Raw genomic sequence first — 24,937 nt, 5'->3', positions numbered from 1 at the left:
CGTTAACGGATCAGTGCGGGGCTTCCTTGGCGCCGAGCAACGCGAACGACGTGGCCATGCCGGTGTCGGTGAGCGCCACCCGCCGGCGGTCCGGGTCGAACGCGGCCAGCCCGGCGGCGGTCGCCGCGTGGAGGCCGTCGACGACGATCCCGCTGCGCCGCCAGCGGGGCCACGACACCAGCTCGACTACCCCCTGCAGGGCGTGGCGGGCGCCGAGGATCCGCGCCACCCGCCGGCTGCGGGTGTCGACGGTCCCGCCGCCGGCCCGGATCACTCGGTCGGGGACGGCGAGCAGCGCGGCGGCCCACGACAGGCGGGTTCCGACGAGGATCAGCTTGCGGGTGACGGCGGTGGTCGGCACGACGGCGGGCCTTTCTCGGCCGGTCATCGCCGGCGGTCCTCGGTGAGGTCGCGAAGCGAGAACGCGACGTTGATCAACGCCAGGTGGGAGAGGCCTTGGGGGACGTTGCCGAGGAACTCGCCGGTGGCGGGGTCCTTCTGCTCGGAGAGCAGCCCGACGTCGTTGGTGAGCCCGACCGCTTCGTCCATCAGCTGCATCGCCCGGTCGCTCTGCCCGGTGCGGACCAGGGCGTCGACCAGCCAGAACGTGCACGCGATGAACGCGCCTTCCTCCTTGGCCATCCCGGTGTAGCGGTACACGAGCGGGCCTTCGGCCAGCTCGGCGGTGACCGCCTCGATGGTCGACGCCAGACGCTCGTCGGTGTCGAACCCGGTGCGCCCGGCGAGGAGCACCGCGGCGTCGAGGTCGTCGGTGCCGGCGTAGAAGGTGTAGGCCGCCTTGGTGTCGGACCAGCAGTGGTCCTCCACCCACTGGTGGACGGCGGCCGCCTCGCTCTCCCACCGGCCGGCGTGGCCGCCGGGGATCTGCCCGCTGGCGGCCAGCCGGCACGCCCGGTCGAGCGCCACCCAGCACCCGATCTTGGAGATGGTGTAGTGCTCGAGCTGGCCGAGCTCCCAGATCCCCGAGTCCCGCCGCCGCCACTGGTCGCAGCACGCGTCGGCCATGTCGGCGATCAGTCGGCCGGTCGGCTGGTCGATGATGTGGCCCTCGGCGGTATAGCGGGAGATGGTGTCGAGCAGGTCGCCGTAAGTGCCGAGCTGCAGCTGCCCCGACGCGGAGTTGCCGGAGCGGACGGGCTGGCTGTGGCGGTAGCCGGGCACGTCGAGCTCGGTTTGCTCGTCGGGGACCGCGCCGTCGAGGGAGAAGAACACGTGCAGGCTGTCGCCGTTGCGGCGGATCGCGCCGAGCAGCCACGACACCGCGCCGTGGACCTCCTCGTGCAGGCCGAGCTTGATCAGCGCGTCGAGGGCGAAGGAGGAGTCGCGGACCCACGAGTAGCGGTAGTCCCAGTTCTTCGGGCCGCCGATCCCTTCGGGCAGGGAGGTGGTGGCGGCCGCGGCGATGGCGCCGCTGTTCTCGGCGAGGATGGTCTTTAGGGCCAGCGCGGAGCGCCGCACCGCCGGCTCCCACGCCGGGTGGGGCAGGGGCGGGTCGATGACCACCAGGTCGCTCCAGCGTCTCCACGACCGGACGGTGCGATCGATGCGGGCCTCGATGGCGGCGGGGGCGGGGACGAACAGCGGCTCGTTGTCGCTGGCGACCAGCGCCAGCAGCGCCCGCTGCCCTTCGCTGACCCGGCAGTGACCGCGGACGGCTTTGGGGCCGCGCTCCTCGATCGTCGAGCCGTCGGTGATCACCGCCACCTGCTGGTCCTCGACGGTGGTCACCAGGGTGCCTTGCCGTTCGGCGATCCACGGGTTGGCCCGCCCGAACCGGTCGCCTGGCGCGAACTCCCATTCGAAGGTGACGCTGCCCGACACCCCTTCGACGCGCCGGGCCAGCTCGGTCCACGGGAGGCGCCCGGCGGAGCCGGTGTTGAGGGCGTCGGTGACCGTCGCGGTGCCGTGCTCGGTGACGAAGGTGGTCTCCACCACGTTGGTGCCCTCGAGGTAGCGGCGGGTGGCGTCGAAGGGTTCGTTGGGGCGCAGCGACAGGTGCCCGCCGCCGTCTGGGTCGAGGATCCCGGCGATGATCGGCGGGGCGTCGAGGGTCGGCGCCGGCCACCAGTCGATCTGCCCGTCGAGGGCGACGAGGGCGACGGTGCGCCCGTCGCCGAGCACCGCGTAGTCGCCGATCGGCGCGTACCCCTCGACGCGGCGGGGGGCGCTCACCTGCGGCCGCCGGTGCCGGTCATCGCCCGGCCTTCTTGTCGGCGGCGATGGCCTGGTAGGTGTGGGCCTTCTCGGTGGCGGTCCGGCCGAGCGCGGTCGCGAAGGTGGCCGCGGTCTTGGGCAGGGTCCGCAAGAAGCTCGGGTCGAAGAACCCCCCGGCCTTGTCGTCGAAGATCCCGTGCGCGCCGCTGTCGTCGGTGTCGTCGGCCGGCTTGAACAAGTTGTTGGGCCGGTCAGGGGAGATGGTCTGGCTGGTCAGCTGGGTGTCCCACGCGCCGATCGCCGCGTACTGGTTGCCGAGCCCGGGGAACAGCCGTCCGGCGACGACGAGCATCTTGTTCCACGACCCGATGACCTTGGCCCGCCGGCCGTCGATCGCGGCGGCGACGATGAAGCGGGCCGGGATCTCCGGCTGGTAGATCGGCGGTACCGGCTGAGGGTGATGGTCGAGGGTGGTCTCGCACCAGTCGAACTGCGGGGTGTTGACCGCCGGCAGGTGGACCATCGACATGCGGATGTTGCTGCCCTCGTGGAGCAACTCGGCTCTGGTCGACTCGAAAAACCCTCGGCACGCGAACTTCGACGAGCAGTACGCCGACTGCAGCGGGATGCCGATGAAGGCCAAGGCGGAGCCGACGTTGACGATGCTGCCCCGGTCCCTTTGGCGCATCTTGGCGATCGCCACTTTGGTGCCCCACACCTGACCGAGGAAGGTGACCTCCACCGCCCGGGCGAAGTCCTCCGGCTTGACCTCCCACGCCGGCGCGAACACGGTGGTCATGGCGTCGTTGACCCACACGTCGATCGGCCCCAGCTCCTCCTCGATCCGGTTGGCGGCGGTCTCCACCTCGTCGAAGTGGGCGACGTCGGTCGGGATGGCCAGGGCCCGGCCGCCGGCCGCCTCGACGTCGGTGGCGGCGCCGTGGAGGCCGGCCTCGCCCCGGGCCAGGAGGGCCACGTCGAAGCCCCGCTCGGCGAACATCCGGGCTGTGGCCCGCCCTACGCCGGCCGACGCTCCGGTGACGACAGCAATCTTGCGTTGGGGCATGCCCGTTCTCCTTGGTTGATTTTTCGGTGGTCCACGTCGCAGCCGGCCCGCAGGCACGGTCGCCGCCGCAACTGCACGGTGTCTTGCGTAAGTCATTGCACGATGCACCTATGTTGAAACCTTGAGACGCCAGGAGTCTCAACTTGCCGGGAGACGGTTGCAGCATGCAATGATGGCTGTGTGAACACGTCTTCTCCGGCCGCGTCCCGGGCGGCCGGTCCCGACACCGCCCCGCGACGCGACGACGACCCGCGAAGCGACGCCGACCCGCGAAGCGTCGACGACCGGGCCCTCGTCGACGCCTTCATCGCCGCCAGCCGGGCCCTGGTCGCGGTCGCGGCCAGGAGCCTCTCCGACCTCGGCGACGACATCACCCTCGCGCAGTACCGGGCGCTGGTCGTGCTGGCCACCCGAGGCCCGCAACGCGCCGCCGACCTGGCCGCCGGCCTGCAGGTCACCCCCTCCACCGCCAGCCGCATGATCGAACGGCTGGTCCGCAAGCGCCTGATCCGCCGCACCCGCCTCCAAGACGACCGCCGGGCGATCCGGGTGCAGCTGACCGACGCCGGCCGGGAGGTGGTGGCCCAGGTCACCGCCCGCCGGCGAGCCGAGATCGAAGGGATCCTCGACCAGATCCCGTCCCGGGGCCGGCGGGCCCTGACCACCGCCCTGCGGGCCTTCGCGGAGGCCGCCGGCGAGGCCCCCGAGCAGGACTGGGCGCTCGGCTGGGACTCGTGAACCCATTCGAGCCGGCCACGCTCGGCGCCCGGCGATACGCGGCCCGGGCCCTCTCCGGTGTCCGCTCCGCCCCCTACCTGCGCAAGTGGCTGATCCTCGGCACCCTCATCGGGGTGGTCGCCGGCCTCGGCGCGGTGGTGTTCTACGACGGCCTCAACCTGGCGTCGCGTTTCTTGCTCACCGACATCGGCGGTTACACGCCGGGACGGACCGCCGGGGAGGGCGGCTACCAGCTGGCCAGCGGCTTCTCCCGTCCGTGGGCGATCCCCCTGGTCGTCGCCGGCGGCGCGCTGGCCGCCGGTCTTTTGGTCTTCGGCCTGGCCCCCGAAGCCGAGGGGCACGGCACCGACGCGGCGATCAAGGCGGTCCACGCCAACCCCAAGGGGGTCCGGCCCCGGGTCATCGTGGTCAAGCTGATCGCCTCCATGCTGACCATCGGCTCGGGCGGCTCCGGCGGGCGGGAAGGGCCCACCGCGCAGATCTCCTCCGGGTTCGGGTCGGTGCTGTCTAGGACCCTCAACCTGACCCCGGCCGACTCCCGGATCTGCGTCGCGTCGGGCATCGCGTCGGGCATCGGCGCGATCTTCCGGGCCCCTTTCGGCGGGGCGCTCCTCGGCGTCGAGCTGCTCTACACCAACGACGTCGAGATCGAAGCGCTGCTGCCCAGCCTGGTGTCGACGGTGGTCGGCTACGCCATCTTCGGGGCGATCACCGGGAACTTCAGCCCGATCTTCGGTGACCACAGCGGCGCATCGGTCGGCCACGCCTGGGAGCTGGCGCTGTTCATCGTCGTCGGGCTGGCCTGCGGGCTGGTCGGCAAGCTCTACACGTCGAGCTTCTACTGGCTGACCGACCGGTTCAACCGCTGGTCGATCCCCCGCGGCGTCAAGCCGGCGGTCGCCGGCCTGGTCGTCGGCGCCATCGGCCTCGGCGTTCCCGGTGTCCTCGGGACCGGCTACGGCGAGGTCCAAGCCCAGCTCGACTTGCACCACCTGCTCACCATGCCGCTGTGGGTGGTGCTGGTCCTGCCCTTCGCCAAGCTGGTGGCCACCGGGCTGAGCATCGGCTCGGGCGGCTCCGGCGGGATCTTCGGGCCGGGGATGGTCGTCGGCGGCGCCACCGGGGCGATGCTGTGGCGGGTCGGTCACCTAGTCGGCCTGGCCCCCCACAACCAGGTGGCGTTCGTCGTCGTCGGGATGGCCGCCTGCTTCGGGGCCATCGCCCACGCCCCCGTAGCGGTGCTGCTGATGGTCGCGGAGATGACCGGCAGCCTGGGGCTGCTCCCCCCGGCGATGGTCGCCGTCGCGTTCGCGACCCTCGTCGTCGGCGACACCACCATCTACCGCAGCCAGCTGCGCCGCCGGGCCGACTCGCCGGCGCACCGCTTCGACTTCGGCCTGCCCCAACCGGCCGCGGTGGCGGCCACCGCGATCATGTCCAAACCGCGCCTGGTCGTCGCCTCCGCCACCCCCGGAGTCGCCGCCCTCGAGCAGATCCGCGCCGCCGGGGTGCCCGGCGCGCCGGTGGTCAACGCCGACGGCGCGTTCATCGGGTCGCTGCAGGCCGCGACCCTCGCCCATCTGGTGGAGGAAGGCGACGACCGCAGCGCCGGGCGGGTCGCCGACGTGGAGGCCATGACCCTCCCCGAGGAGGCCGGCCTCGACGCGGTCATCGACGCCCTGCCGGCCAGCAAGGGCGGGTGGGTGCCGGTCCTCGACGACGACATGCGGGTCATCGGGATCATCTCCACCACCGACTTGGTGCGGGGTTGGCGTCACACCATGCAGCGCTCGGTGCGCCGGATCACCCAGGCGGCCACCTCGACCACCGCCGTGGAAGGCGTCGTCGAGGCGTCCTCGAAGGTGATCGGCCAGCCGATCTCCGCCCTGGCGCTGCCCAAGGGGGCGGTGATCGTCTCCACGCTGCGAGGAGAGACGTTCCTGTTCCCCGACGCCGGTCAGGTCTTGGAGGAAGGCGACGTGGTGACCGTCTTGGTCCGAGCCGCGGACGTCGACACCGTCCGGGTCGCGCTGGGGTTACGCAACGACGCCACCTCCCGGCCGCCGGGCCCCGAGGCGGCGTCCGCGTCCCCCAACCGGGCTCACGAGCCGGGCGGCGCCGGGTCGTAGTTCTCGAGGAGGTACTCGAGCTGCTCGGCGGTGAACGCCCCGGAGTGGCGGACCAGCACCTTGCCGACCGGGTCCAAGATCACCGTGAACGGCAACCCGGGGATCTGCTCGCCGCCCGCGGCGACCCCGCCGGAGTCGGCGACGAGGGGATAGGACAGCCCGGCGGCGGCGGCCAGCTGCCGGGCCGGCCCCGCCTGGTCGGACTCGTCGACCCCGACGAACGCGACCTGCGACCCGGTCTTTTTGTACGCGGCTTCGATGGCCGGCAGCTCCGTGCGGCAAAGCGTGCAGGTGCTGGCCCAGAAGTTGATGACGGTGACCTTGCCCCTGGTCGACGACAGCCGGAACGTGCGGGACGGGTCGTCGAGATAGGGGAGGGCGAAGGTGGGCGCGACCGCCGACACCGTGGCGTTGCCCTTGGTCGGCTCCTGGGCTTCCGGGCCGCCGACGTGGACCTGCTCGGACGCGGGCAGCAAGTCGTTGGCCATCTGGGCGATGCCGTGCGCGAACAGCGACGTGTTGGCCGCCTCGGTCCCGAACTGGGCCACCGCCCGCTCCGCGCCGGACGGGTCGATGTAGAACAGGTTGGTGCTGTGGGTGACGGTCCGCGACGCCGGGTCCTGCTCAACCTCGATGCCGTAAGACGCCCACACCTGGGCGAGCGCGGCGGGGGTGCCGGTCGCGAAGTACCAGTTGGGCGCCCCGCCCAGCCCGTGCTGGTCGGTCCAGGCCGCCACGTCCGACACCGTCGGGTAGAACGGGTTGGCGTTGACCGACAGCCACACCACCTTGGCCGCCGCCGCGCCCAGATCCTGATTGGCCAGGGCGATGTCGTTGGCCAAAAGCGTGCACAAGTCGGTGCAGCGGTCGTCGTTGGGGGCGACGATCACCACGTCCCCCCGGAACGCGGCCGGCGACACCGGCCGGCCGTGCTGGTCGGTCAGGGTGAACCCCGGCGCCGGGTGGGGGGCGCCGGAGGGCAGCACCGTCAGCGACAGCAGCCGGGCGGTCGCGGAGTTGATGCCCGGCGCGGCGGCTACCTGGGGGACCAGCACCCCGCCTCCGGTCGCGGGGCCGCCGCCGGTGCCGATCCCGACGAAGAGCACCGCGGCCAGCCCGGCTGCCAGCCCGACGCCGAGCCCGGCGAACCACCACGGCCGGCGCCGCCCGCCGCCCGGCCCTGACGGCCCCCCGCCCGGCCGGGGCGGCCCTCCGCCCGGGCGCGCCGGGCGCTGCGCTTCATCCGAAACCGTCATCCCACTCCTCTGCTCTGCTCCCCGACGCCCGACGACGCGTGCCGGGCCGTGGTGACACCGACACCGGCCAACGCGACGACCACGATCCCCCCGACGATCACCCCGGTGAGCCTCGGCGACGCGCCGAGCGCGCTGGCCGCCTCGCCTTGCAGCCACTCCACCCACCGGATCGGCCCGGGCCGGGCGAAGGGGTCGACCACGGTGGTCACCCAGTAGTAGACGAGGTACACCCCGACCGCGGCCAGGACCGCCCCGCCGACGCGTTGGAGCACCGGCTGCAGCCGGCGCAACGCCAGCAGCCGCACGCTGCCCGACGCGACGCTCGCCACGCTCACCGACGTCACCACCAGCCCCATGCCGAGGGCGTAGGCCAGGCCCCCGGCGGCCCCCACCGCGGAGCCTCGGCTGCTGATCGGGTCGACCACCCCGACTAGAAACAGCGGCAGCGAGCAGCTGAGCGACGCCACCGCGTAAGACACCCCGAACACCCCGAACGTCACCGCGACCCCCCGACCCTGGGGGACCCGCAGGCGGGGGAGCGGCACCGGCAGCGACCGGCCGGCCGCGGCGAGGACGCCGACCACCGCCAGCGCCGCGCCGAGCGGGATCATCGCCCACGGCACCCAGCTCAACGTGACCGCCACGCCGCCCTTGATTGCCGCGGCCAGACCGGCGAACACCGCCACGAACCCGGCGGTCATGGCCACCCCGGCGGCCAGCGCCCGGGCCAGGCGGACGCCGACCCCGGCGCCGTCGGGGCGACCGACGAGCACCAGGTAGGCGGGCAGCAGCGGGAACCCGCACGGGTTGCACGCCGCGACCAGCCCGAGGGAGAAGCTGTAGAGCACCGGGCCCCCGGACGGGCCGCTCACCATGGTCGTACGTCGGTCACGAAGCTGCGCATCACGAGCGCCTCCACGCTAGAGGCTGCCGGGCGCGGCGGGGCGTCAGCGGGCCCGCTCCCCGGCCGGGGCCCGGCGGGCGGCGGGCTCGAACGCCAGGATGGCCACGTCGTCGGTGACACGGCCCGAGGCGTGGGCCTCCAACGCGGCCATGATCGTGCGGACGCCGTCGTCGAGGGGTCCCTCCGCCAGCACCACCGCGGCCGCCTCCAAGTCGAAGAACGCCCCGGAGGCGTCCCGGGCCTCGATCAGGCCGTCGGTGTAGAGCAGCACCCGGCCGCCCGCCGGGACCGCGACCGACTCGAGGTCGGGGTCGCTGCCGACCCCGAGCGGCGGGCTGGGGCTCGACGCGGCCAGGACGGTCACCTTCCCCTCCGGGGTGACCAGCAGCGGCGGCGGGTGCCCGCAGTTGGCCAGGGTCACCGTCGACCCGCGGACCTCCGCCATCACCGCGGTGACGAACTCCTCCCCGTCGACGCCGGCGCTGCCCAGGTCCCGGGCGTACCGGCTGACCAGGAGGTCCAGCTCGTGGGCGACGGTGGCCAGGTCGGGTTCGACGTGGGCCAGCGCCCGGAACCCGCCGACCACCAGCGCCGCCAGCCGCACGCTCGGCAGCCCGTGGCCGCGCACGTCGCCGACGAGCAGCCGGGTCCCGAAGTTGGTGTCGAGCGCTTCGTAGCAGTCGCCGCCGACGGTCGCGGCCCGCACCGACGCCTCGTACCACGACCCGACCGCCACCTCGCCGACCATCGGCGGCGGCTGGCGGATGATCGCGGCCTGCGCCGCCTGCGAGACGTTGGTGAGGTCGACCAGGCGCCGCTCGCGCCGGACCCGCACCCGGGCCGCCTCGAGGGCCACCCCGGTGCCGACCAGGATCACCGAGACGCGCGCCGCGCTGGCGTGCAGGCCGCTGCCGTCGGCGTCAGCCAGGCCCAGCGCGGCGAGGACCGCCAGAGCGCCGAGCGCCGCCACCGGTTTCGGGCGGGACCCGACCGACGCCAGGAACGGCGCGACCACCAGCGCCCCGGAGATGTTGGCGTTGCTCGGCAGGGTCAGGTCGATCGCGGCCAGGATCGCCATCACCGCGACCGAAACCGCCAGCCACCTGGCCTCTGAGCCCGCCGACCCGAGCTCAGCGCCGCCGGTGGAGGGCACTGCCCCGCTTTGTCCGCTTCTGTCCATGCGCTCCGTCGCCTCGGGTGCTGCAGCTTGCCGCACCGCCGGTCTCTCCAGGGGGCGACGCGGCCGGCCGGGATGACCGCGTGGCTGCCGGGACGCTGGCATCCATGACCGCCCAAGCTACCGATCCCCGCCGAGGATTCGCCTGCCGTTCACCTCACGTTAACCAGAGTTCTCCGGTTGGAAAGCCCACGTTGGCCAGACTGTTACCTCGTGCACGCAGTCGACCCGGCGACCCCCGAGGGTGGCGTCGTCGCCGCTCTCGACGACGCCCCCCTGAGCCGCCACCACTATCGGGCGGCGGCCACCGCCGGAGTGGGGTTTTTCACCGACGCCTACGACCTGTTCGTGGTCGGAGCGGTGCTGGTCATCTTGAAGGCCCAGTGGCACCTGAGCACCTCCCAGACCAGCCTGGTCAGCGCCGCGGCCCTCGGAGCGGCCTTCGTCGGCGCCTTGATCTTCGGGCGGATCGCCGATGTGTTCGGCCGGAAACGGTTCTACGGGCTCGAGGCGGCGATCATGGTGGTCGGGGCGGTCGGCTCCGCTCTGTCCCCCAGCCTGGTGTGGCTGATCGTGTTCCGCTGCGTCCTCGGCATCGGCATCGGTGGGGACTATCCGGTCTCCGCGGTGGTGATGAGCGAATACTCCAACGCCAAGAACCGGGGGCGCCTGGTCGGGATGGTCTTCTCCATGCAGGCGGCCGGGCTGGTCGTCGGCCCCCTCACCGGGCTGGTCCTGCTCTCGGTCGGGTTCTCCCACGACATGGTGTGGAGGCTGCTGTTCGGGCTGGGGGCGCTGCCCGCTGCGGGGGTGATCTACCTCCGCCGGACCCTCCCCGAGTCGCCCCGCTACCAGGCCGCGGTGCGGGGGAGGGCCGAGGGGGACGCCGAGCGCATCGTCGCCCTGTCAAAGGTCCACGTCCCGGCGGCCGCGCCGGGCTCCTTGCGGCCGCTGCCGGTGCGCCGTCTCGGGGTGGGCGACCTGGTCCGCAGCCGCCGGCTGCTGGTCACCCTCATCGGGACCGCCGGCACGTGGTTCATCTTCGACTACGCCTACTACGGCAACTCCATCTCCACCCCGGTCATCCTCCGCGACCTGGCGCCGCACGCCAGTTTGAGCGTGACCCTCGCCCTCACCCTCGGCCTGTTCGCCGTCGCGGCCGTCCCCGGGTACGTGCTGGCGGTGTTCACCATGGACCGCGTCGGCCACCGCCGCCTGCAGATCATCGGGTTCGCGGTCATGGCCGCCTGCTTCGCGGTGATCGCCATCGTCCCGGGCGTCACCTCGGCGGTCGCCCCGTTCATGGTCTTCTACGGCATCAGCTACTTCTTCGCCGAGTTCGGGCCCAACACCACCACCTTCGTCCTGTCCGCGGAGCTGTTCCCGGCCAGCATCCGCACCACCGCGCACGGCATCTCGTCGGGGATCGCCAAGGTCGGGGCGTTCATCGGGGTGTTCGTCTTCCCGATCCTGGCGCGCACGTTCGGGTTGCGCGGCACGCTGGCTCTGACCGGCGGGCTGGCCGTGGCCGGCGCGGCGCTCACCCTGGTCCTCGACGAGCCGGCCCGCCGGTCGCTAAGCGAGATGGACCTGGCCGCGTCGGCGGTACGCGGCGACGCGTCACCCGGCGAGGACCAGGCCGATCCGGGCTACGCCCGCACCGCCATCTGAACGCAGCGGTTACCCAGGCTCGCGGGACCGCGACCGGTGGCCTGCGACATGTTTGCCATATGCAACGAAATGGGTATGGTCCGGTCACCACCGGCCATACCGCCGCATCGCAGGGGGAGGTCACGCCCATGTCGACTATCCAACATCCGACCGGAAGCGAAACCAGCGCAGCCGTCAAGGACCGGGCCCTCACCGCCTTGTCGGTCGCCGCCTACCACCAAGTGGCCCGCTCCGCGGCCAGCTTTTCGGCGGCCAACAAGACCGCGGTGGTCGGCCTCGACGGGTCCCCCGGAAGCCAGGCCGCGCTGCGCTGGGCGGCGGAGTGGGCCACCCAGCCCGGCACCCAGATCGTCGCGGTCCACGCGGTGCGGCCCAGCGCCGCGCTGGTGCGAGACATCCCTCCGATGGGGTTGGTGCCGTGGCGTTACAACCTCCGCCGCCACGTGGCGGCCGACTGGTGCCGGCCGCTGGCCGGCTCCGGCGCCCCCTACCGGGTGCTGGTCGCCGACGACACCGCCGCCGACGCCTTGGTGCGCGTCGCTGACCACCACGACGCCGACCTGATCGTCATCGGCGCCCCCTCCGCCGGGCTGTCCCAGCGGCTGGTCGGCAGCGTCGCCGACCGGGTCGTCCGCCACGCCCACCGACCGGTGATGATCGTCCCCGCCGAGCGCCGCTGACCCACCGCCGGTCGGTGACGTGGGGGTCTAACGTGACCGGGTGGCCGTCGTCCGGTTTTACACCGCCGACCAGGGCGACCTCCCGTCGGTGTGCGCCAAGACCGGCCGGCCGACCGGCGACCGAGTCGAGGTCGACGCCTACTTCCGTCCCTTGTGGCCGTGGCTGCTGCTGCCGTTCAGCTGGCTGGCGACGCTGGTCGGGATCCTGGCCGGGGTGAAGGCGATCAAGGTCACCCTGCCGGTCAGCGCGGACGTCGCCGACCGGTACCGGAGGTGGCGGGCGGTGCCTTACGCCATCGCCGGCGCTGGGGTGGCGGTGCTGGTGGTCGGCGCCGTTTTGCGCTCGGCGCCGGTCCTGGCCGCGGGGGTGCTGACCGAGGCCGGCGCCGCGCTGGCCCGGGCGGTCAACCTCCTGGCCCACACCTGTGCGGTCAGCGCCAACGCCGAAGGCGACGTGATCACCCTCGGGCGCTGCCACCGGAAGTTCAAAGCGGCGCTTCGCGAGCTGGCCAACGGTTGAGCGCCGGGCGCCGCCCGGTCCTCCACCCGTCGGGGTCAGCGCCCGCCATGCACGTAGCGCCGCCACCACGGCCCGATGTCGACGCCGGACCAGGACCGCAGGTGGGCCTCGAGGCCGTCGGTGGTGACCAGCCCACCGGCGTTGTCCCGGTACCAGGCGGCCATCGCGGAGCGCATCGGGCCGGGCCCGCCGAGCAGGTGGGCCAGCCCGGAGAACAGCCGGGCCCCGGCGGTGTAGGACCCGACCGGGGTGAAGCGGGCCCACGGGTGCGCCGGGCGCAGCTCGACGGGGTCGCCGTCCAAGTCCAGGGGGTCCGCCGCGAAGCGGGGCCCCTCCGAACGGCGCGTCGAGGTCGCCCAGCTGGTCCACGCCTCGTCGATCCAGCCGTCCCCGGCCCGGGCCGGTTTGACGCCCCGCCCGAACCAGGAGTGGAACACCTCGTGCTCGAGGGCGGCCACCGACGCGGTGGTGGCCCCGTCGTACTCCATGCCCCGTCCCGGCCCCCACAAGAACGTGGTCATCGCGTCACCGTGCGCCCACGGCCCGTAACGCTGCGCCAGGTACGCCAACCACGCGGCGACGTCGGCCTCGCACGCAGCGAGATCGGCGTCCACGTCGAGGTGGCGGACGGTGCGCACCGCGAGGGGTGAGCGCCGGCCGGGGAGGGCCACGGTGGTCTCCCGCTGCTCGACCTCGTCGGTGGGGGCGACCACGAGCATGGGCGACAGCGACGTGAAGTGGGCCGGGAAGCGCACCTCCCACCCCCGGGCGGTGACGGTCACCTCGCCGTTGGTGACGACCGTGTGGGGCCGGCGGGTCCCGGCCAGCTCCACCTCGAGGGTCAACGCGAAGCGGTCGTGGCACAGCGGGGCGGGAACCCACATCTCCAGGTACCGGCCGGGGTGCAGATCCGACATCCAAAGGTCCCAGCGGACCCCGTCACCGCCGCGCCACTCCACCGGCAGGGCGCCCTCCGCGGCGGGCTGCGCCAGCTGGTAGTCGAGCGCGACGGTGTGGTCGCCGGCGGGGACCTCGACGTCGAGGACCCGCATCTGCGCCCCCGCCCCGCCGCCCAAGTCGACGGGAGCGAACGCAGCCACGTCGAGCGCGGCGCCGTCGAGGCGGAGGCCGTCGAGGTCCTGGCGCAGATCCAGCGCCGGGCAGCCGCCTGGGTCCTCGACCCGGAAGCGGACCTCGGCAAAGGCCGCCGCGGCGCGCGCGGAAGGCTCGAAGGTGACCTTTCCCCGAACTTCGACAACGTCGGGGGCGATCGCCAGCCGGCCCCCGCTGAGCGGGACCGGCGGGGGAGCGAACGGGTCGGGCATGGGCCACAGTCTGCCCGGCGGCCCGGGGAGCACTTAAGTCCCGCCGGGCGGGTGTCGACGGTACGGGGGAAATCGCAGCCTGTCCCCTGCTGCGGCGGAACGCCAGGGGGGCCGGTACCGCAAATCTCGAGGAGACCCCCCCGTTGCCTTGTCGCGCCCGCCTGCCGTTACGTCCTGCTACCGCCCGCCGCCTGCGCCGCTCCGCGGCCGTTATCGGCGCCGCGGCGTCGCTGCCGCTGCTCGCCCCCTCGGCGTTCGCTGCGCCGGTGACCCCCCCGACGTCCACCGTCCCGACATCGACCGCGCCTAGCTCGACCGTGCCGGCGACGACTGTCACGACCTCGACTGTCCCCCCGCCGACTGTGCCGGCGTCGACGGTGCCGACCCCGACGGTGCCGACGTCGACGGTGCCGGCCTCGACGGTGCCGACCTCGACGGCGCCGGCCGCAGACCCGGCCACCCCAGCCGTGTCCGCCGCCGCCGTCGCGGCGACCGGCACGTCGGCGTCCAACGGGTACTACATGGCCACCACCGGCGGGTTGAGCGCAGCGTTTGGGACCACCACCCAAGCCCAGGCCACCACCGCCCCGGTCAACGGCCCGGTGGCGTCGCTCGCCTCCCAGCCCGCCGGCGGCGGGTTCTGGCTGGCCGGCGCCAACGGCGACGTCGCCGCCTACGGCACCGCCCCCTACTACGGGTCACTGGCCGGCATCCGACTCAACAAGCCGGTCGTCGCCATGCCCGCCACCGGCGACGGCAAGGGCTACTGGATGGCCGCCTCCGACGGCGGGGTCTTCGAGTTCGGCGACGCCCACTTCTACGGCTCCCTCGGCAACATCCACCTCAACAAGCCGATCGTCGGGATGGCCAGCACCCCCGACGGCAGGGGTTACTGGCTGGTCGCCTCCGACGGTGGGGTGTTCGACTTCGGCGACGCGGCGTTTTACGGCTCCACCGGTAACGTCAGGCTGAACAAGCCGGTGGTCGGGATGGCCGCCACCGGCGACGGCAGGGGGTACTGGCTGGTGGCGTCCGACGGCGGGATCTTCGAGTTCGGCGACAGCCGGTTCTTCGGCTCCACCGGCAGCGTCGCCCTCGCCGCGCCGGTGACCGGCATGGCCGCCACCGGCGACGGCGGCGGCTACTGGCTGGTCGGCGCCGACGGCGGGATCTTCTCCTTCGGCGACGCCCCGTTCCGGGGCTCCGCGGCGGGCACCGTCCCCACCGGCCAGTGGGTGGTCGGCCTGTCACCGACCCCCGGTTCGGGCACCGGCCCGCTCGGGACCGGGTTTGTCACCGCCCCGGCGACCACCACCTACGCCAGCGGCACCACCGGCTACGACATCTCCTGGCCGCAGTGCGGGGGCAGCTACCCGCCGCCGTCGCGGGTCGCGATCGTCGGGGTCAACAACGGCTACGCCTTCTCCGCCAACCCGTGCCTGCACAGCGAGGCGTCCTGGGGCGGCCCGGCCCTGTCGGTCTACATCAACCTCAACTCGCCGCAAGGCTCCAACGGCGGCCAGTGGTCGTCGGGGCCGGCCGGGGCCTGCCAGCTCGGGGACCTGTCGTGCGAGAGCTACAACTACGGCTACAACACCGCGGCCGCGTCGGTGCGCACCGCCGACGCGTCGGGGGCCGCGACCGGCACCTACTGGCTCGACGTCGAGACCTCCAACTACTGGACCTCCGACACCGCGGCCAACGCCCAGGTCGTCGCCGGCGCCATCGCCGCCCTCCGGGCCCTCGGCCGGGCCCCCGCGGTGTACGCCACCGCCTACCAGTGGGGGGTGATCGCCGGCAGCTACCGGCCCGGGATCCCCGTCTGGTACCCGACCGGGATCGCCACCTCCCACCCCGGCGCGTGGTGCTCGGCGAGCAGCTTCGCCGGCTCGCCGGTCAAGCTGGTGCAGGTCGCAGCCGGCAGCTTCGACGGCGACTACTCGTGCTGAGCGCCCGCCGCACGCTGCTCCGCCCGGGCGGCGCGGCCGCGGCTGCGCTCGTCGCGCTGGGCGGGCTCGGCGCGTGCGGCGCCGCCCCCCACCACAACGCCGCGGTCCGCCCCGCGCCGGCCGCCACCACCCCGGCCACCACCGCGCCGGTCGTCGCCGTGCCGACCACCACCGTCGCCCCCACGACCACCGCGGCGCCCGCCGCGCCGGCGGTCACGGTGACCCGCCCGCCGGCGCCGGCCACCACCGTCGCGCCCCGCACCCCGCCCAGCGCGTTCCCGGCGGTAATCACCGCGGCCATCGCCACCTTCACCAGCCGCCCGGCCGGCATCGAGGCGCCGATCACCCTTCCCCCCACCCCGAGCGCCGCGTCCGCGGTGTCCGCCCAGGCCAGCGGCCTGGGCGGGACCGCCGCGGTGACCCTCGTCGCCACCCCCACCCCGCTCGCGGTCAACGACCCCAGCCTGGCGGCCGGCGCCGCGGGCACCACCGACTTGGGCACCTTCTCCACCACCGCCACCGCGTCGCCGGCCGCGGCCGGCGCCTACGTCGCCGCCAGCGCAGCCCACAACCTGGCCGCGTGCGCCGCGCCGGCCACCCCCGCCCCGATCGGCGTCCCCGGGGCCACCACCTGCGGCACCGTGGTCGGCGGGGTCGTCGACTGGACCTTCGGGGCGTGGACGGTGCAAGTCGAGGACCTCGGCGCCCCCGCCGCGCCGAGCGCCGCGGCGTCCGCCCTGGCCGGGCTGCTAGCCGCGGGCCGCCTGCCCGCCGCCGCCAGCGGGGTGATCTCCGTCGTCGCGCCGGCCTCCGCCGCGGACGGCCCCTCGACCACCGCGTCGATCCAGTGGCAGCAAGGCGCCGACGTCTACTCGGTGCGCACCGACCGGGGCGCAGCCGCGGCGCTGGCCCTAGCCGCCAGCATGCGCCCCTACCCCGGCTGACCCGGCCGCTCCCCCTGCCCGTTCCCGCCGGACCGGCCGGGGCCGGGCGGCTCGGAGGGCGGCCCCGGCCCTGGTAGGGTGCCGGTGAAGGCATGCGGGCCTAAACGCCCGCGGCCGGGGTGACGGCACGCCACCACCCCGACGCCTGCTAGTGTTGCAACCCGTTGTTCCGCGTGTCCGCGGGTGTCCGTGGCTCCTGAGAGAGCAGGGCGGAGACCCCGTGGCATCACTCATACGAGCGCAGCACTCCTGGAACCCCTCCACGGAGGGATCGGGAGAGCTGCGCCCTCGCGTGTGAGGCGGCCGGTCCCCTGGGACCGTCCCCCTCCGCCACGACCGAGAAAGAAGTCCAGCTGTGCCATCGAAAGCGATCGTCGGCGAGAAAGTCGGCATGACCCAGATCTGGGACGACCAGAACCGCGCCATCGCGGTCACCGTTGTCAAGGTCACCCCGGCCCGGGTCGTGCAGCTCAAGACCCCCGACCGTGACGGCTACTCCGCCCTGCAGGTGACCTACGGGTCCCGCCGCCCCAAGACCCTGACCAAGCCGGTCCTCGGCCAGTACGCCAAGGCCGACGTCGACCCCGGCAAGCAGCTCGTCGAGCTGCGCGTCGCCGACACCAGCGAGTACAGCGTCGGCCAGGAGCTCGGCGTCGACATCCTCGCCGCCGGCGACAAGATCGACGTGACCGCAGTGTCGAAGGGCAAGGGCTTCGCCGGCGGGATGAAGCGCCACAACTTCAAGGGCCAAGGCGCCAGCCACGGCAACCACAAGCACCACCGGGCCCCCGGCGGCATCGGCGCGTGCGCCACCCCGGCCCGGGTGTTCAAAGGCACCCGGATGGCCGGCCAGATGGGCAACCAGAAGGTCACCACCCTCAACCTCGAGGTGGTCCAGTCCGACGCCGAGCGCAGCCTGCTGCTCATCAAGGGCGCGGTGCCCGGGCCTCGCGGCGGCACGATCCTGATCCGCGGCGCGGTCAAGGGAGGCAAGTGATGACCGACATCACCGTTCGCGACGCCGAAGGCGCCGAGGCCGGGACCGTGACCCTCGACGAGGCGATCTTCGGTATCCAGCCCAACGTCCCGGTCCTCCACCAAGTCGTCACCGCCCAGCTGGCCGCCGCCCGCTCCGGCACGCAGAGCACCAAGACCCGCGCCGAGGTATCCGGCGGCGGCAAGAAGCCGTTCAAGCAGAAGGGCACCGGCCGGGCCCGTCAGGGCTCCGAGCGGGCCCCGCACTTCACCGGCGGCGGTATCGCCCTCGGCCCCAAGCCCCGCAGCTACCGCCAGAAGACCCCGAAGAAGATGGTCCAGCTGGCGCTGCGCTCCGCCCTGTCGGACCGGGCGTCGGAGGGGCGGGTCCTCGTGGTCAGCTCCTGGCCGTGGTCCCCGCCGTCCACCAAGGGCGCCGCGGCGGCCCTCGCCGCTTTGGGCGTGACCGGCAAGGTCCTCGTCGTGGTGTCCCGCGACGACGAGGACGCCTACAAGTCGTTCCGGAACCTGACCGACGTGCAGCTGCTGCTCGCGGGCGAGCTCAACGCCTACGACGTGTTGATCAACGACTGGATCGTGTTCACCACCCAGACCCTTCCGGGCCGGGCCGGCGAGCCGGCGTCCGCGGAGGTCGCCTTCGGCGCCCCCGTCGCCGCCAACGAGGAGCCGTCCGTCCAGTCGACCACCGAAGACGCCACGACCACCGAGGAGGATGCCCAATGAGCGGGCCCCGCGACGTGATCCTCCGACCGGTCGTGTCGGAGAAGTCCTACACCCTGCTCGACGACGGCGTTTACACCTTCGTCGTAGCCCCTGACGCCAACAAGATCGAGATCCGCCAAGCGGTCGAGAAGATCTTCAACGTGCAAGTCACCAAGGTCAACACGCTCAACCGCCCCGGTAAGCGCAAGCGCAACCGGAAGAAGCAGACCTTCGGCAAGCGCCCCGACCAGAAGCGGGCGATCGTGACCCTGGCTGAAGGGCAGAGCATCCCGATCTTCGAGGGGAACAGCTGATGCCGCTGCGCAAGCGCAAGCCGACCAGTGCCGGTCGGCGTTTCCAGACCGTCTCGGACTTCTCCGAGATCACCCGGTCCCGGCCCGAAAAGAGCCTGCTGGCTCCCAAGTCGAGCACCGGCGGCCGCAACGCCTACGGCCGCAAAACCGCCCGGCACAAGGGCGGCGGCCACAAGCAGCAGTACCGGATCATCGACTTCAAGCGGACCAAGGACGGTGTGCCGGCCACCGTCGCGGCGATCGAGTACGACCCGAACCGCAACGCCCGCATCGCCCTCCTGCACTACCACGACGGCGAGAAGCGCTACATCCTGGCCCCGGCCCGGGTGAAAGTCGGCGACGTGCTGCGCTCCGGCCAGGGCGCCGACATCCGCCCCGGCAACGCCCTCCCGATGCGGTTCATCCCGGTCGGTTCGGTCGTCCACAACGTCGAGCTCAAGCCCGGCGGCGGCGGCAAGATCGCCCGCGGCGCCGGCATGAGCGTCCAGCTCGTCGCCAAGGAGGGTGACTACGCCACCCTGCGGCTGCCGTCCACCGAGATGCGCCGGGTCCCGATCGACTGCCGGGCCACCCTCGGCGAGGTCGGCAACTCCGAGGCCGAGCTGATCAGCATCGGCAAGGCCGGCCGTAACCGCTGGAAGGGCGTCCGCCCCCAGACCCGCGGCGTCGCCATGAACCCCGTCGACCACCCCCTCGGCGGTGGCGAAGGCAAGACCTCCGGTGGCCGCCACCCGGTCTCGCCGTGGGGCAAGCCCGAGGGTCGCACCCGCGACCGCACCAAGCCGTCCGAGAAGCTCATCGTCCGCCGTCGGCGCACCCGCGGCGCCCGGAGGTAGTAGATGCCCCGCAGCCTGAAAAAGGGTCCGTTCGTCGACGACCACCTCCTGAAGAAGGTGGACGACTTGAACTCCCGCAACGAGAAGCGGGTGATCAAGACCTGGTCGCGTCGCTCCACGATCATCCCCGACATGGTCGGCCACACCGTCGCCGTCCACGACGGCCGAAAGCACGTCCCGGTGTACATCACCGAGTCGATGGTCGGCCACAAGCTCGGCGAGTTCGCCCCGACGCGGACCTTCCGGTTCCACGCCGGTCAAGAAAGGGCCGGTCGGCGCTGATGACCGGACTCAAGACCAACGAGCGCGAAGGCACCAGGGCGGTCCTCCGCCACGCCCGCATCGCCCCCAACAAGGTGCGCGAGGTCCTCGACCTCATCCGCAACAAGCCGGTCCAAGAAGCCGAGGACATCCTCCGCTTCTCCGAGCGCGACGCCGCCTTCACCGTCGGCAAGGTGCTCCACTCGGCGATCGCCAACGCCGAGGCCAACGACGAGCAGAACGCCGAGGAGCTCTACGTCGCCTCCGCGTACGCCGACGAGGGCACCACGATCAAGCGGTGGCGGCCCCGGGCTCGAGGCCGGGCCACCCGGATCCGCAAGCGGACCAGCCACATCACCGTGATCGTCGCCCGCCTCCCCGAAGACAAGCTGGAGCGGCTGATGCAGCGCCGCCGGGCCGAGCAGCTGGCGCAGCGGGCCCGCCGCGTCGCCGGCGCCCGCAAGGCCAGCGGCGACACCCGCAGCCGGGCCCAGCGCCGCCGGGGCGAGCCGATCGAGACCCCCGCCGACGAGGCCACCGAAGCCGCCACCGAGACCGCGGAGACCAACTCCGCCCTGGTGGCCGCCGAGGCCGACGAGGCCGGGATCGTCGACGGCACCGCCGACGCGCTCGCCGCCGAGGAGGCCGGTGAGGTCACCGAGACCGCGGCGGACACCGAGCTCGCCGCCGAGGAAGCCGCCACCGAGGCCGGCCGCATCGAGGCCGCCGAGGAAGAGGCCGGCATCGTCGACGTGACCGCCGGCGCGGTCGCCGCAGAGCAAGCCGCCGAGGCCGCCGAGGCGGCCGCCACCGAGAAGACCGAGAACGCCGACAAAGAAGAGGACGGCCAGTAGATGGGCCAGAAGGTCAATCCGTACGGGTTCCGGCTCGGGGTCACCACCGACTGGAAGTCGCGGTGGTTCACCGACCGCGACTACCAGAACTACCTCATCGAGGACGTCGACATCCGCAGCTACTTGATGTCGCAGCTGGAGCGGGCCGCGGTCAGCCGGATCGAGATCGAGCGCACCCGCGACCGGCTGCGCATCGACGTGCACACCGCCCGCCCGGGGATCGTCATCGGCCGCCGCGGTGCTGAAGCCGACCGGCTGCGCACCAAGTTGGCCGAGATGACCAAAAACCCCAAGGTGCAGCTGAACATCCAGGAGATCAAGCAGCCCGAGCTCGACGCCGCTTTGATGGCGCAGGGCATCGCCGACCAGCTGGCCGGCCGGGTCAGCTTCCGCCGGGCCATGAAGCGCACCGTCCAGACGGTGCAGAAGGCCGGCGCCCTCGGCATCCGGGTGCAGTGCGCCGGGCGCCTCGGCGGCTCCGAGATGTCCCGCCGGGAGTTCTACCGCGAGGGCCGGGTGCCCCTCCACACCCTGCGCGCCGACATCGACTACGGCTTCAGGGAGGCCAAGACCACCTACGGGCGCATCGGCGTCAAGGTGTGGATCTACAAAGGCGACATCCTCCCCTACAAGGTGTCAGCCGAGGAGAAGATCAGCCGGGAGGCCGCGATGGCCGTCGGCGAGACCTCCGGGCAGGGCCGGCCCCGCCGGGTCGTGTCCGCCGGCGGCGGCCGCCGCCGCCCCGACCTCGGCGAGCCCGGCTCCGCGCCGGCCGTCGCCCCGGCCCCGGCCCCCGCCGCCGATCCGAGCGTCGCCCCCGAAGCCCCCGCCGCCGAGGAAGAAGCAGAGCGCCCGCTGGTCGGGGTCAACCCCGAACTCGAGCGCCTCCTCGCCGAGGAGGAAGACATCGAGCGTCGCACCCGCGGCGAGCACCACGAGACCCCCCACTTCCCGAAGGACGCGTGAGCCCATGTTGATGCCGCGCAGGGTCAAGCACCGCAAGCAGCAGCGAGGCCGTCTCACCGGCCAAGCCAAAGGCGGGACCACCGTCAGCTTCGGTGACTACGGGATCCAGGCCCTCGAGCCGGGATGGATCACCGCCCGCCAGATCGAAGCCGCCCGTATCGCCATGACCCGCCACGTCAAGCGTGGCGGCAAGGTGTGGATCCGGGTGTTCCCCGACAAGCCGGTCACCGCCAAGCCCGCCGAGACCCGCATGGGCTCGGGCAAGGGCAACCCGGAGTTTTGGGTCGCGGTCGTCAAGCCGGGCCGGATCATGTTCGAGCTCGGCGGGGTCGGCGAGGAGCTGGGCCGGGCCGCCATGGAGCGGGCCATCCAGAAGCTGCCGATCAAAGCCCGCTTCGTCATCCGTACCGAGCAGGAAGAGGTGCACGTCTGATGGCCAACCAAGCCGCCAAGGCCCTCCGCGAGCTCACCGACGGCGAGCTCGAGCAGCAGATGGCCGACGCCAAGGAGGAGCTGTTCAACCTGCGGTTCCAGCTGGCGACCGGCAAGCAGGACAACTCGGCCCGCCTGGGCGAGGTCCGCAGGGAGATCGCTCGCGCCGCCACGCTGCTGCGCGAGCGGGAGATCGAGGCCGCAGAGGCCGCAGAGGTGAACAGCTGATGTCCGACACCCCGACCACCGCGACCGGCACCCAGCCCGCCGCGGCCGGCACCCCCGCCGAGACGGCGACCGAAGCCCGCGTCAACGCCCGCAAGGTGCGCGAAGGCCTCGTCGTCTCCATCAAGATGGACAAGACCGCCGTGGTGGCCGTCGTCGAACGGGTCCGCCACCCCCGGTACGCCAAGACCGTGCAGCGCACCAAGCGCCTGTACGCCCACGACGAGGCCAACGACACCCGTGTCGGCGACCGTGTCCGCCTGGCCGAGACCCGGCCGCTCTCCAAGCTGAAGCGCTGGCGAGTGGTCGAGGTCCTCGAGCGGGCCAAGTGAGGCAGGAGACCCGATGATCCAGCAGGAGAGCCGCCTCAGGGTGGCAGACAACAGCGGGGCCAAAGAAGTCCTCTGCATCAAGGTGCTCGGCGGCTCCAAGCGCCGTTACGCCTCGATCGGGGACATCTTCGTGGCCACCGTCAAAGACGCCATCCCCGGCGCCAACGTCAAAAAAGGCGACGTCGTGAAGTGCGTCGTGGTGCGCACCAAGAAGGAGAAGCGCCGTCCCGACGGCAGCTACATCCGCTTCGACGAGAACGCCGCGGTGTTGATCAACGACCAGCAGCAGCCCCGCGGCACCCGCATCTTCGGGCCCGTCGGACGCGAGCTTCGCGACAAGCGCTTCATGCGCATCATCTCGCTGGCCCCGGAGGTGCTCTGATGACCAGCCGCTCCAAGACCAGCAAGCTGGCCGCCACCCCGACCAAGCTCAAGCTCCGCAAAGGCGACCAGGTCCAGGTGCTCTCCGGCAAGGACCGGGGCCAGACCGGGGTCATCATGCGGGTGCTGCCCAAAGACGACAAGGTGATCGTCGAGGGCGTCAACGTCGCCAAGAAGCACCAGCGCCAGACCCAGGCCCGGATCAAGGGCGGGATCATCGACAAGGACATGCCGATCTCGGCGTCCGCGGTGGCGCTGATCTGCTCCAAGGACGGCCCGACCCGGGTCGGGTACCGGATCAACGACGACGGCACCAAGACCCGCATCTGCCGCAAGTGCGGCAAGGAGATCTGAGCCGATGTCGACCGCAACCACCTCGACCAGCCCGGCGCGTCCCCGCCTCAAGGCCCGCTACGACAGCGAGATCCGCGCCCAGCTGAAAGACCAGCTCGAGCTGCCCAACATCATGCTCGTGCCCCGCCTCGAGAAGATCGTCATCAACATGGGCGTCGGGCGGGCCACCCAGCAGGCGTCCCTCCTCGAAGGGGCGATCAAGGACCTGACGTTGATCACCGGCCAGAAGCCGATGACCACCGTCGCGAAGAAGTCGATCGCCGGCTTCAAGCTGCGCGAGGGCAACGCCATCGGCTGCAAGGTCACGCTGCGCTCCGACCGGATGTGGGAGTTCTTCGACCGGCTGATCAGCCTGGCCATCCCCCGCATCCGCGACTTCCGCGGCCTGCCGCCGAAGGGCTTCGACGGTCGGGGCAACTACACCTTCGGCCTCGGCGAGCAGCTGATGTTCCCCGAGATCGACTACGACAAGATCGACACCACCCGCGGCATGGACATCACGATCGTGACCACCGCACGGACCAATGCGGAGGGCCGCGCCCTGCTCGACGCGTTCGGCTTCCCGTTCCGCAAGGAAGGCAACTGAGATGGCCAAGAAGGCGCTCATCATCAAGTCGCAGCGCAAGCCCAAGTACAAGGTGCGGGCCTACACCCGCTGCCGGCGCTGCGGCCGGCCGCACTCGGTGTTCCGCAAGTTCGGCCTGTGCCGCATCTGCCTGCGCGAGCTGGTCCACGCCGGCGAGGTCCCCGGTGTCACCAAGGCGAGCTGGTAGGGGAGGCCGACCATGACGATGACCGATCCCATCGCCGACATGCTCACGCGTATCCGCAACGCCAACGTGGCGATGCACGACACCGTGCGCATGCCGTCCTCCAAGGTCAAAGAGGCCCTCGCGGTCGTCTTGACCAAGGAGGGGTACATCGAGGGCTGGACCACCACCTCCGCCGGCGACCGGCCGGGGCGGATCCTCGAGATCACCATGAAATACACCCGAGACCGGGCCCGGACCATCTCCGGGATCAAGCGGGTGTCCAAGCCGGGCCTGCGGGTCTACATCCCGGCCGACAAGATGCCCCGGGTCCTCGGTGGCCTCGGCGTCGCCGTCCTATCCACGAGCCAGGGGCTCATGACCGACCGTGAGGCGCGTCAGCGCCGGGTCGGTGGTGAAGTCCTCTGCCACGTCTGGTAGCGGAGAGGTAGGGAAGATGTCGCGAATTGGACGCAGCCCCATCCCCGTCCCGAGCGGGGTGGACGTCACCATCGCCGGGCGCCAGGTCACCGTCAAGGGACCGGGCGGCACGCTCAGCCACGAGCTGCCCGGAGAGATCACCGTCCGCCAGGAGGAGACCACCCTCCTCGTCGAGCGCCCCAACGACGAACGCCAGAACCGGGCGCTGCACGGACTGACCCGCAGCCTGGTCAACAACATGGTCCTCGGCGTCACCACCGGCTTCAACAAGGAGCTGGAGATCGTCGGCGTCGGCTACCGGGCCACCGCCAAGGGACCCGGCTCGCTCGAGCTGGCCCTCGGCTTCAGCCACCCGGTGTTCGTCGACGCCCCCGACGGCATCACCTTCGAGGTGCCCCAACCGACGCGCATCAACGTCAAGGGCATCGACAAGGAGCTCGTCGGCCAGGTGGCCGCCAACATCCGCAAGATCCGCAAGCCCGAGCCCTACAAAGGCAAGGGCGTCCGCTACGCCGGCGAGCGGGTCATCCGCAAGGCCGGCAAGGCCGCGAAGTAAGGGT

General features: G+C 72.3%; 30 protein-coding genes. 23 read left to right on the top strand and 7 right to left on the bottom strand.

Going from position 1 to position 24,937, the window contains the following annotated elements; all coding sequences use genetic code 11:
• Positions 1–10: 10 nt before the first annotated feature.
• From K6U06_RS18685 to K6U06_RS18675, 3 genes are read right to left on the bottom strand one after another with little or no spacing between them, the layout of a single operon-like run.
• Positions 11–388, bottom strand: coding sequence for a hypothetical protein (locus K6U06_RS18685; protein ID WP_262323480.1), 378 nt, complete (start codon positions 386–388; stop codon positions 11–13).
• Positions 385–2,193 carry a glycoside hydrolase family 15 protein gene (locus K6U06_RS18680; protein WP_262323479.1) on the bottom strand — a complete coding sequence of 603 codons (1,809 nt, stop codon included), beginning with the start codon at positions 2,191–2,193 and terminating at the stop codon, positions 385–387. Before K6U06_RS18680 ends, K6U06_RS18685 begins: the two co-directional genes overlap by 4 nt.
• Before the next feature lie 19 nt (positions 2,194–2,212).
• The gene (locus tag K6U06_RS18675; RefSeq protein WP_262323478.1) at positions 2,213–3,241 is read right to left on the bottom strand and encodes an SDR family oxidoreductase; all 1,029 of its coding nucleotides are present in this window, start codon (positions 3,239–3,241) and stop codon (positions 2,213–2,215) included.
• A gap of 180 nt (positions 3,242–3,421) precedes the next feature.
• Between K6U06_RS18675 and K6U06_RS18670 the strand changes: the two genes are divergently transcribed.
• Complete coding sequence (locus K6U06_RS18670; protein ID WP_262323477.1) at positions 3,422–3,979, top strand: MarR family winged helix-turn-helix transcriptional regulator; 558 nt, start codon at positions 3,422–3,424, stop codon at positions 3,977–3,979.
• Positions 3,976–6,108, top strand: a complete 2,133-nt coding sequence (locus tag K6U06_RS18665; protein WP_262323476.1) for a chloride channel protein — start codon at positions 3,976–3,978, stop codon at positions 6,106–6,108. Before K6U06_RS18670 ends, K6U06_RS18665 begins: the two co-directional genes overlap by 4 nt.
• Here the strand turns inward: K6U06_RS18665 and K6U06_RS18660 are convergent.
• The 3 genes from K6U06_RS18660 to K6U06_RS18650 all read right to left on the bottom strand — a co-directional run bounded on the left by K6U06_RS18660 (position 6,081) and on the right by K6U06_RS18650 (position 9,448).
• Complete coding sequence (locus K6U06_RS18660; protein ID WP_262323475.1) at positions 6,081–7,364, bottom strand: redoxin domain-containing protein; 1,284 nt, start codon at positions 7,362–7,364, stop codon at positions 6,081–6,083. The genes K6U06_RS18665 and K6U06_RS18660 overlap by 28 nt on opposite strands.
• Positions 7,361–8,236 (bottom strand): cytochrome c biogenesis CcdA family protein, encoded by an 876-nt coding sequence (locus K6U06_RS18655; protein WP_262323474.1) that lies wholly within the window; start codon positions 8,234–8,236, stop codon positions 7,361–7,363. The genes K6U06_RS18660 and K6U06_RS18655 overlap by 4 nt, the downstream gene beginning before the upstream one ends.
• 75 nt (positions 8,237–8,311) lie before the next feature.
• On the bottom strand, positions 8,312–9,448 hold the full coding sequence (locus K6U06_RS18650) for a PP2C family protein-serine/threonine phosphatase (RefSeq protein ID WP_262323473.1): 1,137 nt from the start codon (positions 9,446–9,448) through the stop codon (positions 8,312–8,314).
• Positions 9,449–9,658: 210 nt separating this feature from the next.
• Here K6U06_RS18650 and K6U06_RS18645 point away from each other — a divergent pair, with 210 nt between their 5' ends.
• From K6U06_RS18645 to K6U06_RS18635, 3 genes are all read left to right on the top strand, one after another.
• Positions 9,659–11,116 carry an MFS transporter gene (locus K6U06_RS18645; RefSeq protein ID WP_262323472.1) on the top strand — a complete coding sequence of 486 codons (1,458 nt, stop codon included), beginning with the start codon at positions 9,659–9,661 and terminating at the stop codon, positions 11,114–11,116.
• Positions 11,117–11,244: 128 nt separating this feature from the next.
• Positions 11,245–11,796 carry a universal stress protein gene (locus tag K6U06_RS18640; RefSeq protein ID WP_262323471.1) on the top strand — a complete coding sequence of 184 codons (552 nt, stop codon included), beginning with the start codon at positions 11,245–11,247 and terminating at the stop codon, positions 11,794–11,796.
• Positions 11,797–11,836: 40 nt separating this feature from the next.
• Positions 11,837–12,316 carry a hypothetical protein gene (locus K6U06_RS18635; RefSeq protein ID WP_262323470.1) on the top strand — a complete coding sequence of 160 codons (480 nt, stop codon included), beginning with the start codon at positions 11,837–11,839 and terminating at the stop codon, positions 12,314–12,316.
• Between the two features lie 35 nt (positions 12,317–12,351).
• Here K6U06_RS18635 and K6U06_RS18630 read toward each other — a convergent pair whose 3' ends face one another.
• Entirely contained in the window at positions 12,352–13,641 is a 1,290-nt protein-coding gene (locus K6U06_RS18630; protein WP_262323469.1) for a hypothetical protein, read from the bottom strand.
• 143 nt (positions 13,642–13,784) lie between these two features.
• Here K6U06_RS18630 and K6U06_RS18625 point away from each other — a divergent pair, with 143 nt between their 5' ends.
• The 18 genes from K6U06_RS18625 (at position 13,785) to rplF (ending at position 24,933) form a co-directional block, all read left to right on the top strand.
• Positions 13,785–15,590 carry a hypothetical protein gene (locus K6U06_RS18625; protein ID WP_262323468.1) on the top strand — a complete coding sequence of 602 codons (1,806 nt, stop codon included), beginning with the start codon at positions 13,785–13,787 and terminating at the stop codon, positions 15,588–15,590.
• Positions 15,584–16,534 carry a hypothetical protein gene (locus tag K6U06_RS18620; protein ID WP_262323467.1) on the top strand — a complete coding sequence of 317 codons (951 nt, stop codon included), beginning with the start codon at positions 15,584–15,586 and terminating at the stop codon, positions 16,532–16,534. Before K6U06_RS18625 ends, K6U06_RS18620 begins: the two co-directional genes overlap by 7 nt.
• A gap of 391 nt (positions 16,535–16,925) precedes the next feature.
• The gene (gene rplC / locus K6U06_RS18615) at positions 16,926–17,531 is read left to right on the top strand and encodes a 50S ribosomal protein L3 (RefSeq protein ID WP_410051094.1); all 606 of its coding nucleotides are present in this window, start codon (positions 16,926–16,928) and stop codon (positions 17,529–17,531) included.
• The gene (gene rplD, locus K6U06_RS18610; protein ID WP_262323466.1) at positions 17,531–18,253 is read left to right on the top strand and encodes a 50S ribosomal protein L4; all 723 of its coding nucleotides are present in this window, start codon (positions 17,531–17,533) and stop codon (positions 18,251–18,253) included. The genes rplC and rplD overlap by 1 nt, the downstream gene beginning before the upstream one ends.
• Positions 18,250–18,546 carry a 50S ribosomal protein L23 gene (gene rplW / locus K6U06_RS18605; RefSeq protein ID WP_262323465.1) on the top strand — a complete coding sequence of 99 codons (297 nt, stop codon included), beginning with the start codon at positions 18,250–18,252 and terminating at the stop codon, positions 18,544–18,546. Before rplD ends, rplW begins: the two co-directional genes overlap by 4 nt.
• Entirely contained in the window at positions 18,546–19,382 is an 837-nt protein-coding gene (gene rplB / locus K6U06_RS18600) for a 50S ribosomal protein L2 (protein WP_262323464.1), read from the top strand. The genes rplW and rplB overlap by 1 nt, the downstream gene beginning before the upstream one ends.
• Positions 19,383–19,385: 3 nt before the next feature.
• Positions 19,386–19,664, top strand: a complete 279-nt coding sequence (gene rpsS / locus K6U06_RS18595; RefSeq protein ID WP_262323463.1) for a 30S ribosomal protein S19 — start codon at positions 19,386–19,388, stop codon at positions 19,662–19,664.
• Positions 19,664–20,497 (top strand): 50S ribosomal protein L22, encoded by an 834-nt coding sequence (rplV, locus tag K6U06_RS24825; RefSeq protein WP_410051091.1) that lies wholly within the window; start codon positions 19,664–19,666, stop codon positions 20,495–20,497. The genes rpsS and rplV overlap by 1 nt, the downstream gene beginning before the upstream one ends.
• Positions 20,498–21,463: a 30S ribosomal protein S3 gene (rpsC, locus tag K6U06_RS18585; RefSeq protein ID WP_410051090.1), complete on the top strand. Its 966-nt coding sequence runs from the start codon at positions 20,498–20,500 to the stop codon at positions 21,461–21,463. It abuts the gene before it with no gap.
• Positions 21,464–21,467: 4 nt separating this feature from the next.
• Positions 21,468–21,896: a 50S ribosomal protein L16 gene (rplP, locus tag K6U06_RS18580; protein ID WP_262323462.1), complete on the top strand. Its 429-nt coding sequence runs from the start codon at positions 21,468–21,470 to the stop codon at positions 21,894–21,896.
• Positions 21,896–22,123, top strand: a complete 228-nt coding sequence (gene rpmC, locus K6U06_RS18575; RefSeq protein ID WP_262323461.1) for a 50S ribosomal protein L29 — start codon at positions 21,896–21,898, stop codon at positions 22,121–22,123. The genes rplP and rpmC overlap by 1 nt, the downstream gene beginning before the upstream one ends.
• The gene (rpsQ, locus tag K6U06_RS18570) at positions 22,123–22,452 is read left to right on the top strand and encodes a 30S ribosomal protein S17 (RefSeq protein ID WP_262323460.1); all 330 of its coding nucleotides are present in this window, start codon (positions 22,123–22,125) and stop codon (positions 22,450–22,452) included. The genes rpmC and rpsQ overlap by 1 nt, the downstream gene beginning before the upstream one ends.
• Positions 22,453–22,465: 13 nt before the next feature.
• Positions 22,466–22,834 carry a 50S ribosomal protein L14 gene (gene rplN / locus K6U06_RS18565; protein WP_262323459.1) on the top strand — a complete coding sequence of 123 codons (369 nt, stop codon included), beginning with the start codon at positions 22,466–22,468 and terminating at the stop codon, positions 22,832–22,834.
• Positions 22,834–23,187 (top strand): 50S ribosomal protein L24, encoded by a 354-nt coding sequence (gene rplX, locus K6U06_RS18560; RefSeq protein ID WP_262323458.1) that lies wholly within the window; start codon positions 22,834–22,836, stop codon positions 23,185–23,187. The genes rplN and rplX overlap by 1 nt, the downstream gene beginning before the upstream one ends.
• Positions 23,188–23,191: 4 nt before the next feature.
• A complete protein-coding gene (rplE, locus tag K6U06_RS18555) occupies positions 23,192–23,773 on the top strand; it encodes a 50S ribosomal protein L5 (protein WP_262323457.1) in 582 nt (193 codons plus the stop codon).
• 1 nt (position 23,774) lies between these two features.
• Positions 23,775–23,960 (top strand): type Z 30S ribosomal protein S14, encoded by a 186-nt coding sequence (locus K6U06_RS18550; RefSeq protein WP_262323456.1) that lies wholly within the window; start codon positions 23,775–23,777, stop codon positions 23,958–23,960.
• Between the two features lie 12 nt (positions 23,961–23,972).
• Positions 23,973–24,377 (top strand): 30S ribosomal protein S8, encoded by a 405-nt coding sequence (gene rpsH / locus K6U06_RS18545; protein WP_262323455.1) that lies wholly within the window; start codon positions 23,973–23,975, stop codon positions 24,375–24,377.
• 16 nt (positions 24,378–24,393) lie between these two features.
• Positions 24,394–24,933, top strand: coding sequence for a 50S ribosomal protein L6 (rplF, locus tag K6U06_RS18540; protein WP_262323454.1), 540 nt, complete (start codon positions 24,394–24,396; stop codon positions 24,931–24,933).
• The last annotated feature ends 4 nt before the right edge of the window (positions 24,934–24,937 follow it).

The organism is Acidiferrimicrobium sp. IK, assembly GCF_025499425.1.
In the GTDB taxonomy this organism is placed as follows: domain Bacteria; phylum Actinomycetota; class Acidimicrobiia; order Acidimicrobiales; family Palsa-688; genus Acidiferrimicrobium.
This window is presented reverse-complemented; position numbering and strand designations above follow the sequence as displayed.

Coding starts and splice junctions, on each gene's coding strand:
- rplF (WP_262323454.1), top strand. CDS start 24,394: ATGTCGCGAATTGGACGCAGCCCCATCCCCGTCCCGAGCGGGGTGGAC.
- rpsQ (WP_262323460.1), top strand. CDS start 22,123: ATGTCCGACACCCCGACCACCGCGACCGGCACCCAGCCCGCCGCGGCC.
- rplN (WP_262323459.1), top strand. CDS start 22,466: ATGATCCAGCAGGAGAGCCGCCTCAGGGTGGCAGACAACAGCGGGGCC.
- K6U06_RS18640 (WP_262323471.1), top strand. CDS start 11,245: ATGTCGACTATCCAACATCCGACCGGAAGCGAAACCAGCGCAGCCGTC.
- rplP (WP_262323462.1), top strand. CDS start 21,468: ATGTTGATGCCGCGCAGGGTCAAGCACCGCAAGCAGCAGCGAGGCCGT.
- rplC (WP_410051094.1), top strand. CDS start 16,926: ATGACCCAGATCTGGGACGACCAGAACCGCGCCATCGCGGTCACCGTT.
- K6U06_RS18630 (WP_262323469.1), bottom strand. CDS start 13,641: ATGCCCGACCCGTTCGCTCCCCCGCCGGTCCCGCTCAGCGGGGGCCGG.
- rplE (WP_262323457.1), top strand. CDS start 23,192: ATGTCGACCGCAACCACCTCGACCAGCCCGGCGCGTCCCCGCCTCAAG.
- K6U06_RS18675 (WP_262323478.1), bottom strand. CDS start 3,241: ATGCCCCAACGCAAGATTGCTGTCGTCACCGGAGCGTCGGCCGGCGTA.
- rpsC (WP_410051090.1), top strand. CDS start 20,498: ATGGGCCAGAAGGTCAATCCGTACGGGTTCCGGCTCGGGGTCACCACC.
- rpsH (WP_262323455.1), top strand. CDS start 23,973: ATGACGATGACCGATCCCATCGCCGACATGCTCACGCGTATCCGCAAC.
- rplW (WP_262323465.1), top strand. CDS start 18,250: ATGAGCGGGCCCCGCGACGTGATCCTCCGACCGGTCGTGTCGGAGAAG.
- K6U06_RS18660 (WP_262323475.1), bottom strand. CDS start 7,364: ATGACGGTTTCGGATGAAGCGCAGCGCCCGGCGCGCCCGGGCGGAGGG.
- rplX (WP_262323458.1), top strand. CDS start 22,834: ATGACCAGCCGCTCCAAGACCAGCAAGCTGGCCGCCACCCCGACCAAG.
- rpmC (WP_262323461.1), top strand. CDS start 21,896: ATGGCCAACCAAGCCGCCAAGGCCCTCCGCGAGCTCACCGACGGCGAG.
- K6U06_RS18550 (WP_262323456.1), top strand. CDS start 23,775: ATGGCCAAGAAGGCGCTCATCATCAAGTCGCAGCGCAAGCCCAAGTAC.
- rplD (WP_262323466.1), top strand. CDS start 17,531: ATGACCGACATCACCGTTCGCGACGCCGAAGGCGCCGAGGCCGGGACC.
- K6U06_RS18650 (WP_262323473.1), bottom strand. CDS start 9,448: ATGGACAGAAGCGGACAAAGCGGGGCAGTGCCCTCCACCGGCGGCGCT.
- K6U06_RS18685 (WP_262323480.1), bottom strand. CDS start 388: ATGACCGGCCGAGAAAGGCCCGCCGTCGTGCCGACCACCGCCGTCACC.
- rpsS (WP_262323463.1), top strand. CDS start 19,386: ATGCCCCGCAGCCTGAAAAAGGGTCCGTTCGTCGACGACCACCTCCTG.
- rplB (WP_262323464.1), top strand. CDS start 18,546: ATGCCGCTGCGCAAGCGCAAGCCGACCAGTGCCGGTCGGCGTTTCCAG.
- rplV (WP_410051091.1), top strand. CDS start 19,664: ATGACCGGACTCAAGACCAACGAGCGCGAAGGCACCAGGGCGGTCCTC.